At 38.0% G+C, this 13898-nt stretch carries 13 protein-coding genes; all 13 read right to left on the reverse strand.

Annotation, left to right across the window (positions count from 1 at the left end):
• Window positions 1-97: 97 nt before the first annotated feature.
• Complete coding sequence (locus PR834_RS13535; RefSeq protein WP_272536713.1) at window positions 98-1768, reverse strand: O-antigen ligase family protein; 1671 nt, start codon at window positions 1766-1768, stop codon at window positions 98-100.
• 11 nt (window positions 1769-1779) lie between these two features.
• Complete coding sequence (locus tag PR834_RS13540) at window positions 1780-2343, reverse strand: fimbrial protein (protein WP_071585866.1); 564 nt, start codon at window positions 2341-2343, stop codon at window positions 1780-1782.
• Between the two features lie 8 nt (window positions 2344-2351).
• The gene (locus PR834_RS13545) at window positions 2352-3473 is read right to left on the reverse strand and encodes a fimbrial protein (protein ID WP_004259569.1); all 1122 of its coding nucleotides are present in this window, start codon (window positions 3471-3473) and stop codon (window positions 2352-2354) included.
• A 2-nt stretch (window positions 3474-3475) separates the two neighbouring features.
• A complete protein-coding gene (locus PR834_RS13550) occupies window positions 3476-4090 on the reverse strand; it encodes a fimbrial protein (protein WP_004259573.1) in 615 nt (204 codons plus the stop codon).
• Window positions 4091-4100: 10 nt separating this feature from the next.
• On the reverse strand, window positions 4101-4853 hold the full coding sequence (locus tag PR834_RS13555) for a fimbrial biogenesis chaperone (protein WP_004259578.1): 753 nt from the start codon (window positions 4851-4853) through the stop codon (window positions 4101-4103).
• Between the two features lie 41 nt (window positions 4854-4894).
• Window positions 4895-7372 (reverse strand): fimbria/pilus outer membrane usher protein, encoded by a 2478-nt coding sequence (locus PR834_RS13560; RefSeq protein WP_094962364.1) that lies wholly within the window; start codon window positions 7370-7372, stop codon window positions 4895-4897.
• Window positions 7373-7446: 74 nt separating this feature from the next.
• Window positions 7447-7986, reverse strand: a complete 540-nt coding sequence (locus PR834_RS13565) for a fimbrial protein (protein WP_168697638.1) — start codon at window positions 7984-7986, stop codon at window positions 7447-7449.
• A gap of 83 nt (window positions 7987-8069) precedes the next feature.
• Window positions 8070-8612: a fimbrial protein gene (locus tag PR834_RS13570; RefSeq protein WP_004259591.1), complete on the reverse strand. Its 543-nt coding sequence runs from the start codon at window positions 8610-8612 to the stop codon at window positions 8070-8072.
• Between the two features lie 187 nt (window positions 8613-8799).
• A complete protein-coding gene (locus tag PR834_RS13575) occupies window positions 8800-9120 on the reverse strand; it encodes a helix-turn-helix domain-containing protein (RefSeq protein ID WP_004259596.1) in 321 nt (106 codons plus the stop codon).
• A 680-nt stretch (window positions 9121-9800) separates the two neighbouring features.
• Complete coding sequence (locus tag PR834_RS13580; protein WP_094962363.1) at window positions 9801-10409, reverse strand: sulfite oxidase heme-binding subunit YedZ; 609 nt, start codon at window positions 10407-10409, stop codon at window positions 9801-9803.
• Entirely contained in the window at window positions 10409-11416 is a 1008-nt protein-coding gene (gene msrP / locus PR834_RS13585; RefSeq protein WP_094962362.1) for a protein-methionine-sulfoxide reductase catalytic subunit MsrP, read from the reverse strand. The genes PR834_RS13580 and msrP overlap by 1 nt, the downstream gene beginning before the upstream one ends.
• 88 nt (window positions 11417-11504) lie before the next feature.
• Window positions 11505-12869: a heavy metal sensor histidine kinase gene (locus PR834_RS13590; protein WP_094962361.1), complete on the reverse strand. Its 1365-nt coding sequence runs from the start codon at window positions 12867-12869 to the stop codon at window positions 11505-11507.
• Window positions 12866-13537: a heavy metal response regulator transcription factor gene (locus tag PR834_RS13595; RefSeq protein ID WP_004259607.1), complete on the reverse strand. Its 672-nt coding sequence runs from the start codon at window positions 13535-13537 to the stop codon at window positions 12866-12868. Before PR834_RS13595 ends, PR834_RS13590 begins: the two co-directional genes overlap by 4 nt.
• Window positions 13538-13898 lie beyond the last annotated feature (361 nt).

Below are 13898 nucleotides of genomic sequence, written 5' to 3' on the forward strand. Positions count from 1 at the left end.
ATATAGATTTTAATTAATAAAACGCCCTATTTATTGATAATTAACACCAATAAATCCTTTAGATTTTTAATTAACACACGAATTACCACGTGAATAATTAAAAATTCAATCCTTCTAATTTCTCATTATTATCAAATAAAAAAATCGCTTTTCCTTTGACGATTTTTGCTTTCTCTTTCTCACCTAATTCATTTAAAACAAGGATCCAAGAAAAATAAACATTAATATCTGGGCAAGAACGAGAATAGCTTTCTGCCCAAGACGAAAATAAATTCAAGTAATAGGGGTTCTGTGTCTCGTTATAGCGTAACAAATACCCCATATTGAGATCCAATTTATAACGATCATTGATTAAGTAATATTTCCACTCGCTATAATCGGGCTCATTCATAGAAAGAAGAAACTGTTGCCCTGTTTTTTCGATATACGTTAAATATTGCTGCGTTTGCAAAGTAAAATACAGCAACCCCATGGATAACAAACCACCTAACGCAATAATTGTTTTCGAATAATACCCTGCAATTTTATTTAAATGATACTTTTTAGTTGGAATATCGGCACAACGTATTAGTAGTATCAATACCACCCCATGAGGTATTGATAGCCACAATGGAAACTCTGTCATCATATGAAAAACAATTGGTAACGCAATAACTAAAAAAACATAATTATTATTTTTATTTTTTAATGAAGAATAAAGTAGATACCCACTACCAATAATAACTAACAATATCGCAGCAATGCCAACTACCCCACCTTCAACCATCCAACGTAATATCTCATTATGTGGATGTGATATGACCCTTTCACTGGTTCCAAGTAACCCACCACCAAAGCGCTCTAAAAATACAGATTCAAAACTACCAACACCCGTACCAAATAAAATATTTTCACTAAATAAATATAAACTATGCTGCCATAACACCCATCTAATGTACGATGTCTGTAATTTACTTTCAGAAAAGTCAGAAATATTAAAACCAATTTTTATTCCATAGCCAATAATAAGACCGATAACAATCGACATTAAAGAATAAAAAATATATTTACGATGATACTTTGCAAAAAAATAAAAAACAATAACAATTAATAATAAATTTAAATATCCAGTTAATGATTGAGACAATGGCAATACCACACTCATTAAAACGAGACTCACAATGATAATGGCTGACGCATACCATGTGACAGTTCTCATTAAAATAAACATACCTATTGCACTGGCAATGCCAACACAAATAAAACTAGAGAGAACATTAACTTGTTGGAATACGCCATATGGCCTATCCCCTGATATCGGAAAAAAATTAAAAATTTGTGCTATTGAAAATAGGCTCTCAACAATAGCAGAAAATAATATACTGCAAACAATTATTTTCAATACAGTTTCTGAAATATTTATTTGCAGTAAAGCTTGATAAAAAAATAACGCGCCCAATAACCAATATGCTGTCAAGTATGCATTAAACTGGTAATCTTTAGGCGCAAAAAAACACAAGCCTAATAATAAGACCAATCCAATCGTAATATAATTACTCGACTTAGAGTAATATAAGCTTGAATTTTTAATTTGTGTAAAACTAACCACTACAATAAAAAAAGCAATAAAAAAACTACTAATTATATTGAATGGTAATGACAAACCTGTTCCGCCCATATTCGGCAGATAAATATGCAATATAATGCCAAAAAATATAACGACAAAACTTAAAAGAACCCATGGATAACGTTCTTTTTTATTACCTTTAATTTTGATTGCAAACATCATGTTTTCATTCGTTATTGATAATTTAATGTATAGTACGCAGTACTATAAAAATTCCCATAGGTAATCGTTTGGTTAATTCTCGCTTCAGGCTCAGCCTCGACATAAGCCTTAAATTGAATTTCCGTATTATTTGTTGCCAGATTTTGTGCTAATGATGGCGTATTCAATTCTATGGGTGTTTCATTTAAGTTTAATAACCCAATACCGATTCCGCTAGCTTCACTTTGGTCACTAATCGCAAGATGGTCAGGAAGATTCTTATTTTCAATTCCATTAAAAGTCACTGTCACCGATTTAAATATAGTCGTATTACAATTCGTTAAATGAATTGAGAAATTTAAAGGTTTCGATTTGCCTTCTTTATAAAGATCTTTGACCGAGATTTGTTGAAAATCAACAGGGACCTTCTCACTTCCAGGCGCTATCTGACATGGCGTAGCAATAACCATGCCTCTGAATGAATAGCTTCCCATATTAGTTGGGATCACACTCGCACTCATCGGCCCCGAGACTAATAAATATAAGCCAATCGACAATAAATATTTTGTACGCTTTATCTGATTATTATTTCGCATGATCGGCCTCATTGGAATTCAGCAAGGATTGTCCCGGTACTTGTAAATTCACCTTCTTCCACACTACTACCAGGCGCAGCTATTGGCGCAGCCGTTAAGTTCCAGGTACCTTGGTTATTAATAAAGTCAGGCACTTGGTATGCTTGATTCGGTTTTACCAATGTACCCGCCACATTATCAGTCACCACAATGCCAAGATTTGTGCGTTTCACGCCGTTTTTTAACGTACCGAAATAATCAGGGTTAAAATCCGCACTGCCTGACGCCCCCGGTAAGAGTGACAGCTTGATATTTAAATCACCTGTCGTAAAACTTCCACCGGTACATTTAACTGGGATCTTAAAGGGCTGAGCATAATTAATTCCATTTAACTGTTCACTCGTATTTGCTACATCAAGAAAATCAATATTAATTGGGTTACCTTCATTAATCGTACACTCATCAGCAACTGTGATAATCCCTGCTCCTAAAACAACCCGAGTTGAAGGGATTGGCGCATAAGCTGTACTGCCATTCGCTGGGCTGCCTTTTTTGGCAAAAACCTGTACCAGCTCAGCTTGGTTGATGGTAATGCCATTAATAATCGGTTTTTTCAGCCTAAACGTGATTGTCCCACTCGACCCTGTCCGTAGCTCGACGCCATAGTCACGGCTATTAACACTCGGTGGTGTACACTCTATTGGGTCCGATCCCCCATTCCACATATCCTTCACTGGGACAGTAACTTTCTGACCAACCCTTCCCCCTATTTGAATTTCAACTTTTACATCAAAATATTCATTAAGGTTCAAGTACCCTGGGTTTTGCATTGATGTAGGAATGGTTGACATTAAATCAAATGTCATTCCTGAATCAGGATCTGAATTTCCAGGACCTCCTGGCTTCATATAACTTTGGCAGTAAATATCGAAAAAAGGCCAGTTACCCACATCAAAATTGAATACTGTTTCAGCATCTTTCTCATTGACCAGTAGCTGATTATTCATTGTCGCTTCGAATGTGTAAGTCCCCCCATCAGGTATAGCGGAGCCGTGAGGAAAGCCTAAAGCAGATAACGGCATTAACCCTATTGTGAGTAGACCGGCCACAATAGTCATATCTTTTAGTTTTTTGTTGTTGGATACAAACATGGTTATAAATACTCCAGTTTTAGCCTAACTAATCCGCTAAAAGTTCCCGCTGAAACAGACTGTGCTGTAGATTCCAATGAGGCATTAAGTGTAATGTTGTTATCACCAGGTTTGATCACCCATGAACTTGTTGGCTGATTGACCATTAAGTTTTGATGATCTTTACTGGAAATACGTAATCCTGCGCCTCGAACATCGCCTGTAACTCGCACAAGATCAGGGTTAAAAAAATCCGTATCTCCCGCAATACTCAATGAAACTGCGCTTTCTCCCGTCAAGTAATAACGCTGAGCATTTTGAGTTGCCTCTCCAGCAGCATTCACAAATGACTTGGATGCCCCGCGTTGGCAATCTTTGAGCCGAATATTAAATGCAACAGGAGTACTTCTATCGCCAATGCGGTGAAATTCTCTGGCATTGATGTCACCTAAATCGACATACTGCTCTTGTGTTTCTAATTCAAGAACACAAGGTGATGCATAAACGCTTCCTGTCAAATGCACAGTACTATGTACGTCTAGCAATGTTTGGCGAGACAGCTTTTCATCCGCAATTTCTGCAACTGCGGAGAAACTTCCTAATCCCAATAACACGATCCCTAAGCACCTAATGTTCATATCAATACTCCTAGCGAATCTGTTGCTCTGGTGGTAACGCTTTACACGTATTTCCGCTACAACTGTATTTAAGTTCTGGATGACCACCATAATCATTCACATACATCATGGTGAAACTCTCGCCTGAACTATTGACCTTAATATCGAGATGCGATTTAGGGGCAATCATCACTCCTGGAAAATCGGTTAGTTTTTTTCCACCTTCTGCCACTGGTTTATTATTAAGGCTAATAATGGTTACAAAATAAGGTGTTGGGTTTTCAGCACGCCAGTTATTTCCCTGTTTATAAAATATGACTTGGTCTTGCCAAACCGCACTTCTAGATTTAGGAATAATGGCTGTCGGCCGATAAAATAATTTAATACGCGATTGCATCGCTAACTGTAAAACATTCGGTTTATCGGGTTTTGGCGGAACTTCGCGCACATTTAAATAAAATAGACTTTCACGATCTTGAGGTAACTTATCTATCTCGGCTGTTTTTGAAACACGAGCAACCCCTTTTTGCCCCCCATTAATGCGCTGTAATGGTGGCAATACAACTAATGGCGATGTAATTTTTTTCCCATTGGCATCTTCAACCCATGACTGAGCAAGAAAAGGAATACTTGAGCTGGTGTTTGATAAATTAGCACTCGCAGAATTTTCATCGCCTGTAATAATCAGTCGCGTTCTATCCAGTGAAATACCTGCATATGATTGCCCTACGCCAACCATCATAACTAGCAAACCACCTACCCATTTATTTATACGAATCGCCATTTTCTCTACCTTATAGAATACTTTTTCAAACTGTCATTACATTATTGGCAAGGCAGCAAAACTGACATGCCCGAATTTATTTTTTCAGGCAGTTGAATTTTACATTGCGCTTTTCCACCCCAAGATACTGTTAACGTTTCTTTAGGATTTACTGCCATCAAGTACGCCAACCCATTTTCCATTAACATGGCAATGTTAATTCCATCCGCGTTTGTCACATCAGCACCAAACGGAGGTACCGTATCGTTATAACGAATGGTGGCAATGAGCTTTTCACCTTGTGCAACATCAAATCGCTGATAACCGATTGCCCCTTCTGTTAATGTCGAGGTTGCGATCGCCTTATTGGTATCAACGTTATTTTTTAACTTATCGACATCAATACGTGTGTCGAAGCTGTAATAGCTGACAATATCAGGCACAACAGAAATACCAGCCCAGTTAGTTCGCGTTTTTTCATGGTTAAACGGCACGCCACCAACACCGTTGGTATCGACCATAATTCTTGCTGTATCCGTTGTACCGGTGCTGTTATGCAATGCAGCACCATGCTTAGTAGCAGTGAAGCCACCGCGCAATGTCCCGTTGATCGATGCCGTTTGTCTTTCTTGATAGCTCACATTGGTATTAACTTCAGCAAGTTGCGTCCGTTTTTGATAATATCCATCAAACCGGACGCGATCATCGCTGCTTCGGCCAGCTCTAACTCGCCATAAATTATTCGTATCCCTGTTATCACTGTAAGACAGCATATGGCTGGTCTTACTACCACTATTTTGCAAGTCGTATCCAGCCCAACGGCTATCACCAACAGGCACTGAAACCGAAAGTGAAATGCTATCGTCACGTCGACCTCGATAGTCAGAACGGTAAGCCGCAATATTGGTTGAGACACCATTGATGCCCATTAGACGAAATGTTCGCCCCACGGATAAGCCATATCTATCTTGAGATGTTTGGTCCCAAAAGGTCTGATGGGTATAAGTTAAGAATACTGTCGTTCTCCAATCAGGATCATCCGCCCAAAAAGTTTTATTCCCTGTAACGGTATACATCTCTTTTTGACGGCCAATACCCAGATATTTGTTTTCACGCTCATCTAAATATTGCGACAGCGTTCTAAACTTATCCTGCGAGAAGCGGTAACCCGCAAAAGTAATCGTACTGTTAAGTTCATCAAATGACTTTGAATAACTCAGACGATAAGAAGAACCCGTTTGTGTATTATCACCCGGCATTCGGCTAATGGATTGTGTGATATCTGCAGAAAGTGCACCAAATATAGATAAATCGCGCCCTAACCCAGCAGATATTGCGGTGTAATCCCTACCCGCAAAAAGTAGGCCTCCAATGAGTGACCAGTTATTGCTCAGCCCCCAAGAGAAATCTCCCGTGGCAAACATTGGCCCCTCAGGCTTGTGATTAAATCGAGATGGCTTACCGACCGAAGCGTTGTAACGCACATAACCCGGGCGAGTTAAATAAGGGATATTTGCCGTATCAACTTGAAAAGTCGATACCTCGCCGTCATCACCTTCAACTTTGACATCCAAGGTTCCACGGATTGAGCTTTGCAAATCTTGAATACTGAATGGCCCCGCAGGTACCGTCGTTTCATAAACGACACGCCCAGCTTGAGTCACAACAATTTTTGAATTGCTTTTCGCGATACCATTAATCTGTGGTGCATATCCTCGTAGATTCGGCGGTAACATACGTTCATCACTGGCAAGGTTAAAACCAGTGAAGCGAATCGTGTCAAAAACCTGAGAACTTAGATAAATTTCACCCAGTGTCAGCTTAGCCGCCATGTGGATCAGAGGACGATATGCATAAAACTGGTTCCAATCGAATTTTCTATCGCCACGCTCGTTATAATTAGCTTGATAATCAGCTCTAAAACGCCATGCCCCCAAGTTAAATCCCGTTTGGCCATATGCTGATAATGAGTGTTTATTTGTATGTGTCGTCAAAGAACGAGAAACTGACCCGGTCAGGTTATAATCAAATATAAGGCCTGAAACCCCAGAATCCCAACGCTCAGGCGGCACCCAACTAGGATCGGAATATTTCATCCATGCCTGTGGAATAGTGATATCCAGTTTGCCTTCATGATTATTAATTTTAACGCCTGAAATAGGTAAAATATTTGAACATTCAGGGGATATGGCTTGGATTTTTTTTAACGCATCTTCTTTGAGCGCTAACATTTCAATTTGCTTAGGGGTAAAACAAACTAATGATTTTTCACTATCGTGAGGATCGGTAATATAAGTGACTTTCTGCTGAGACAATGATTGTCCATTAATATAGAGATCTAATAAATATGTCCCAGGAAATACGAAATTATCTTTAGAGAATCGAGTTAAATCAATATTGTTACGGTCACCAACATCTAATACGTCAACATTAAACTCAACAAGATCATTTGCAGACATATTTGGTGAATAGCAAAGTACTGCAATATATATTGCAAATAGTTTTTTTATATTATTTATATTTCCATTTAAAATAATCATTTTAGTTACTCAGTATTCACTCATTAGGCTAGAGATTTAGCTCAATTCTCTTTTATATGTAATTATTATTAGCTTTAGAAATAATCCATTCTAAACCTTAGAACTCCAGCGAAATCACCTGCCTTAATATGCTTTTGATAAGCAACTAAAATTGCAGTAAAATCTAATCTATTGCGCCCTTCTAATAATGTGTAATCCGGCATTTTTCTATTAAGTTTAAGTATTTCGCCGTGAGAGTCTCTAAACTGAATTCCAAACCCCTCTGAATCGCCGCTTACTTGTAAAAGTTGATCATCATTAACAGATGTTCCCATCATGGTTATTTGCGCGCGTGATGCACTACCTTTATCATTAGAAGGCAACGTACATCCAACGAGCTTTATAGCAAAATTCTTACTCACCAGCATATTGACTTCAGGAGTGATCTCTCGGGCACTGATTTCACCAAAATTAACCCAAAGTTCTCGGCTTTCAGGATCAATCGTACATGAGGCTTCTATTAATTCACCTTGCATTACAATATCACCAGGGGTGTTATTGGCGATCATTCCCCAACTTAATAGAGGCCATAGCAAACTAGAGCCTAGTGCTATTTTTGCAACCCGAATAGTCATGGATAATACCATTTAGTTATTGGTAGATTTTATTAATGCGGAGTATTTAACACTCCGCATCTTGGTATAAAATCAATTACAAATTATTGGTAATCAATTTTAAAATTGATGGTTGAATCAAAGCTACCTGGAGTTACTGCATTAGATGCATTATCAGATTTTAAATAAGCAACGAATGGAATTGCAGTTTTACCATCAGTTAAATTAACTGCTGTAGAAGCTTGTCCCCAAACAACATCTTTATTTCCATTGTCTCTTAAACCGATACCAGCACCACTTGCAGTACCTGAAGTGAACGCCGCTAATGTATTATCATTAGGGTTAATAGTTGATGGTGTATAAGTTACAGTTGCAGTTTGTGCAACGGTAGTATCACACCCTTGCAGAACGATATCTTTCTTGATATTACCTGCACGCTCACCATTTTTTAAATTAGAAACAGGGATCTGATAAAAGTTTACTTTTACAGGACTTGATTCTTCACTTAAACCACAAGCAGAATTCACTAATTCACCTGAAAATTCGATAGTACCGTTAGTAGGTGTACCAGTATAAGCAGCCATTGCTGCGAACGAAGCAAAGCCTGATGCAAATACAGCACCCATTACAAATTTATTCAATTTCATGATTATTTAATCCTGTATAATACTCGTATAATGTATGTTTCGCCAAATAGTTGTTAATAACAACTTTAGATAAAAATAATCATTATTTTTAATTAAATTAATGATTATTTTTAATAAAGTTATCATATATACAAGTTATATTTAATGATTACACTTTGTAAAATAGGTTAGATTTTTATTGACTGAATTAACGCCACATTTTTTTAGTGTCTTTATCTAAGATAGCAAAATAATTATTTTCATTTTTTATAATACATTGTAATCTTTCATTATCATATCTATCTATTACATGATTAAAAAGGTCTCTCCATGACTTATTGAATATCAAAAGGATTGTGTCCATCATTTCAAATGTCAGTTTTGTTTTTCCCGTTTCATATCGAGATATCTGCTGTTGACTAATATTCAATCTTTTTGCCAACTCTTCCCCTGTTAAGTTTCGCTCTTTTCTAATTCCTCTCAGATACTGCCCTATTTCTTTATTTATCTCATTAGAAAAATAAGTCATTTAATTTAACCTTTATATTAAAAATTAATTATAGGCACCAATCTGAACCATAGATACCGTCCTAAAATTTTTGATTATTATATGTCTGATTATTTATTTTGTATAATCGATAGAGCAAATTGATTACTATTAAAAACATTTATCGCTCTATTAATATAGGAGAAATGTAACAAAAAAAAATCACACTTAAATTAATAATATAAATAACAGTATGTTATAGATTAAAAACCAAAGCTTACCACCCAAAAAATTACATTTTGATACACTTAAAAATATTAAAACATATTTTTTACTAATGAGATGTATTTTATGGTTAAATTTCAACCACGAAATACAACTTAAAAAAGTAGATTTACTCAGATTTTGTGTTTGTAAATTATATGAGATTTTTTTAAGATTTATCTTAACCTTGTTATTTACAAACACCAACAAATTAATTATAAATTACCGTAAAATTTATAATCGAAATTATATACCACAGAAATCATCACTAGCACCCAATAAATTCCAACAAAGTCTAAAAATCAGGGGATTTATTACACTAATAATGAGTATTAAGAGATTATATTTCACACATGTAATTTTGTGCTTTGATAAAGTGAATGCCTAATACTGAGAAACTTCAGTACCGGCATTTGATAATATCAGGTAGGAATACAATTAAAGCACGTCAACCTTTATTAAGATTTTATTCGTTGTGTTTGCTGGCTCCGCATGCGATAAGCAAACGCACTTCCCACGATGGCTAAATAGATAAATGGTTCAGGTGTTAAGGTTTTTAATGACAAAGTATAGTGGCAAAGCGCCAATATGAGCGTAGGGTAAAGCAGCATATGAATTCTTTTCCACCATACGCCCAAATAAAGGCGTATACGGTTGAATGAACTGACTGCCATCAACAATAAACACAACCAAGCTATCGCGCCAATCACTAAATAGAGCCGCGAAAAAATCTCTTCGAAAAATAGCGCCAAATTATTTACGCCAATTTCCAGTAATAGATAGCTACTTAAATGCAGCACAGCCCAGAAAAAACACCATAACCCCAGTAATTTTCGCGTCTGAAACAAGGCAGTAAATCGCAATAATTTCGCAACCAGTGGGATCAGTACAATAATAACGAGCAAACGTAAAGCCGCTATTCCTGTAAAATGTTGGATATCTTTGGCAGGGTCGGCTCCAAGCCGTTGGGTATCGACTAAAAAAATCAGCCATACCAAAGGGAGCAAAGCAATAAGATGAAAGCTCCCTTTGGTTAATCCAACAATGAACTTATTGTCTTGGGGCATCAATAATATCTCCGCAAATCCATTCCTTGATACAAACTTGCCACTTGTTCGCCATATCCATTAAACAACAATGTTGGCTGGCGGGTCACTTGGCCTAAGCCCCCAGCACCAATAAAACGTTCGGTGGCTTGTGACCAACGAGGATGGCTTACATCTGGATTCACATTGGCAAAAAAGCCATATTCGCTCGGCGCTGATAAGTTCCATGTCGTGTCAGGCATTTGCTCAGTAAGGCGAATTTTGACGATAGATTTAATCCCTTTAAAGCCATATTTCCATGGTACGACCAACCGGATCGGTGCTCCGTTTTGGTTGGGTAATGTTTTTCCATAAACGCCGGTCGCCAGCAAAGTCAGTGGATTCATAGCTTCGTCTAAGCGTAGCCCTTCAACATAGGGGTACGATAAACCACCACCAATATAACGACTTTTTTGTCCTGGCATTTGTTCTGGTGCGTAGCGTGTTTCAAAAGCCACATATTTAGCTTTGCTAGTGGGTTCGACTAAAGCCAATAATTTCGCTAAAGGAAAGCCAACCCATGGAATGACCATCGACCAAGCCTCAACACAGCGCATGCGATAGATGCGCTCCTCTAAGGGAAACTTAGTGTTTATGTCATCTAAATTAAGCGTCAGGGGACGATTCACTTCGCCATCTATTGTCACCGTCCACTCATCCGTGACTAAAGTATGGGCATTCTCGGCAGGATCGGATTTACCGAGCCCAAATTCATAAAAATTATTATAACCAATCACTTTATCTTCAGGGGTGAGGGTTAAAGATGGCTGAAACTCTTCAGGTTGAATAAATGTCAGAGGTTTTCTTGGCGTCATCGGAGGTGTTGGCGTATCGTCATCGAACCAAGAAAACAGCCCTGCATTAGCCGTCGTCGCAACGGTTAAACCTGCAGCTCCAATGCCTAAAGCCTTAAGTAGCTGACGGCGTTTCATAAAAAAGAGGGTTTCATCCGTGATTTGAGATGCGGGAATTTTAGGTAACTTTTTCATCATGCGCTCCATAGCAAAAAGGATATGAAATTAGTTATACCGAAAGTACGACAAAAGTGGCTGACAGTAAGATGACAAATTTGTCATCTTACTTAATTGTAGGAAATTTCAGGGTAATGGTACTGGTTCCTGCATGGTGTTCAAAACTCGCTGATCCGCCATGTAATTCGACTATCGCTTTCACAATCGCTAACCCGAGTCCTGTTCCCTCTGTCGTTCGAGCATTATCCCCGCGCCAAAAACGGGTGAAAATTTCATCACTATTTTGTAGAGGTTCACCTTGGTTAGTAATTTTAATTTCTCGCTGTTGCGGCAGCGCAATAATTTGGGTAACGACGCAAGTGCCTGGGTGAGAATATTTAATCGCGTTGGAGACAATATTCACTAAAACTCGGCTGAGTAATACTGGGTCAGCATCCAGAGTCAGGGATGAGGGCTCACAATACAGCTCAATCTGTTTTTCTTCTGCATAGGCAGAAAAGAGTTCGTAAACATCGTTAACTAACGTATATAAGGAAAGTTTTTCTCGATTTAAGGTAATATTTTTATTTTCCGCACGGGCAATAAACAAAGTACTTTGGATCATTTGTGACAGTTTATCGAGCTCTTCAATATTACTGACTATCATCCCTTCATATTCGCTAACACTGCGCGAGCGCTGAAGTGTAATTTCATTTTGTACCCGAATCGCATTAATTGGGGTTCTCAACTCATGCGCCAAGTCATCAGCAAATTGAGTAAGTTTGACAAAATCATGCTTTAACCGCTGGCGCATCGTATTCATTGATTCGCCCAGCTCTTTTAGCTCTTGTGGTAGCTGATCAATATCGATTGGATCATTTAATGCATGAACGTCTGTTTTGACCGTTATCTGGCTCAATGCTTGAATGTCGGATAACCCTTTTTTCAACAGCCATAAGCTAAGTAGCCCCATCAGCAAAATTGAGAGGACAGAAATCACCACGCTTTGGGTAAGATATTGAGCCAACACGCCACTACGGTCGACAGAAACTTTACCAAGCACCACATGGAGCGGCCCTATTGGAGAATTCATCGAAAAATAGACCGCAGAAATAGGGATGCCTTGAGCAGTTTGCCAATGGTTAATGGCATTGATGTTTAGCTGCTCAAGATTGACTAACTGAAGAGGTTGGGAGCCCAATAACTCGCGATTGGTTGTGACCAATATTTGCCCTGCTGCATCAGAGATTTGGATCAAGTCTTGGCGCATATCCATCATGCTTTGGAAATACATGGGAAGTGTTTTGATATCAATGCCACCAGCGATGAGTTTGGCAAGCTGCTCCGCACGGTTAACCAGTAAATTATTATCTTGTTGAGATAGTTCATTTTTGAGTGAATGATACAAAATCCATGTCACCACTCCAGCATTAGTAACCATAAGAATGATAAACAGAGAAATAAGTTTGAATCGAAGTGATTTCTTTTTCATTCTATTGGCCTATTTAAACGGTATCCCATCCCTCGAATGGTTTCGATGAGTTTAACGTCAAATTCATCATCGATTTTTTTTCTCAATCGACGGATAGCCACATCAATAATATTCGTGTCACTTTCAAAATCGATGCCCCAAACTTCGCTAGCAATTAAGGTTCTAGGTAAAATTTCATCGCAATGTAGAACGAAGAACAGCAATAAGGAAAACTCTTGCCGAGTTAAGGTGATTTTCTTTCCAGCCCGCTCAACATCGTGGCGAGTTAAGTCGATTTTTAAATCCGCAATAGTTATGGTGGTTGAGGCTGGCTGGTTAATTTTTAATTGGTTTTTAACCCTAGCTAATAATTCAGAAAACGAAAACGGCTTCACGAGATAGTCATTGGCACCAAGCTCTAAACCTTTAATTCTGTCATCAACGGCATCCCGCGCAGTGAGGCAAATCACCGGTATGTTTTTAGCTGTGCGTAAGATTTTTAAAATTTCCCAGCCATTCATACCAGGCAGCATGATATCGAGGATCACCAATTGATAACTGTTTTCTAAGGCAAAATAGAGACCATCGCGACCATCATTAGTCACATCAACGAGAAAACCCGCTTCTTCTAACCCATTTTTGACCCACACTTGGGTTTTTAGGTGATCTTCAATTAATAGTATTCTCATGGGAACCTAATAGTGACTTTATTTGACTTAACTCCATTTCATCTTAAAGAAATTTTCCCTTTAAAGAAACGGGTAGGAATTTAACCATAAAATACTCGGAGAAAGACAGCGGGAAAAAACAACATGGGGCCATTAAAAGCAACTCGTAGAATGGTGAGTGGGCCGGCACGAAAAATGGAAATTAGCTGCTTTCATCGACGAGTAAGTATTGTTTCGTAGGCAAATAATCCCTTTTCCCTCGCATTTATAACACAGAATAAAAATTGATTAACCAAATATAAAACTTTAGTTAATTAGTCTTCAATTACCGACTTGGCGGATAATAAATAATTTTTTATTTCACTCATAGAATAAAGGCATT

It is taken from the genome of Providencia sp. PROV182 (genome assembly GCF_028480325.1).
Lineage (GTDB): Bacteria > Pseudomonadota > Gammaproteobacteria > Enterobacterales > Enterobacteriaceae > Providencia > Providencia hangzhouensis.

What these genes read in the sequence shown, in the direction of transcription:
- PR834_RS13535 (WP_272536713.1), bottom strand. Translation starts at nt 1,768, where the DNA reads ATGATGTTTGCAATCAAAATTAAAGGTAATAAAAAAGAACGTTATCCA.
- PR834_RS13540 (WP_071585866.1), bottom strand. Translation starts at nt 2,343, where the DNA reads ATGCGAAATAATAATCAGATAAAGCGTACAAAATATTTATTGTCGATT.
- PR834_RS13545 (WP_004259569.1), bottom strand. Translation starts at nt 3,473, where the DNA reads ATGTTTGTATCCAACAACAAAAAACTAAAAGATATGACTATTGTGGCC.
- PR834_RS13550 (WP_004259573.1), bottom strand. Translation starts at nt 4,090, where the DNA reads ATGAACATTAGGTGCTTAGGGATCGTGTTATTGGGATTAGGAAGTTTC.
- PR834_RS13555 (WP_004259578.1), bottom strand. Translation starts at nt 4,853, where the DNA reads ATGGCGATTCGTATAAATAAATGGGTAGGTGGTTTGCTAGTTATGATG.
- PR834_RS13560 (WP_094962364.1), bottom strand. Translation starts at nt 7,372, where the DNA reads ATGATTATTTTAAATGGAAATATAAATAATATAAAAAAACTATTTGCA.
- PR834_RS13565 (WP_168697638.1), bottom strand. Translation starts at nt 7,986, where the DNA reads ATGACTATTCGGGTTGCAAAAATAGCACTAGGCTCTAGTTTGCTATGG.
- PR834_RS13570 (WP_004259591.1), bottom strand. Translation starts at nt 8,612, where the DNA reads ATGAAATTGAATAAATTTGTAATGGGTGCTGTATTTGCATCAGGCTTT.
- PR834_RS13575 (WP_004259596.1), bottom strand. Translation starts at nt 9,120, where the DNA reads ATGACTTATTTTTCTAATGAGATAAATAAAGAAATAGGGCAGTATCTG.
- PR834_RS13580 (WP_094962363.1), bottom strand. Translation starts at nt 10,409, where the DNA reads ATGCCCCAAGACAATAAGTTCATTGTTGGATTAACCAAAGGGAGCTTT.
- msrP (WP_094962362.1), bottom strand. Translation starts at nt 11,416, where the DNA reads ATGAAAAAGTTACCTAAAATTCCCGCATCTCAAATCACGGATGAAACC.
- PR834_RS13590 (WP_094962361.1), bottom strand. Translation starts at nt 12,869, where the DNA reads ATGAAAAAGAAATCACTTCGATTCAAACTTATTTCTCTGTTTATCATT.
- PR834_RS13595 (WP_004259607.1), bottom strand. Translation starts at nt 13,537, where the DNA reads ATGAGAATACTATTAATTGAAGATCACCTAAAAACCCAAGTGTGGGTC.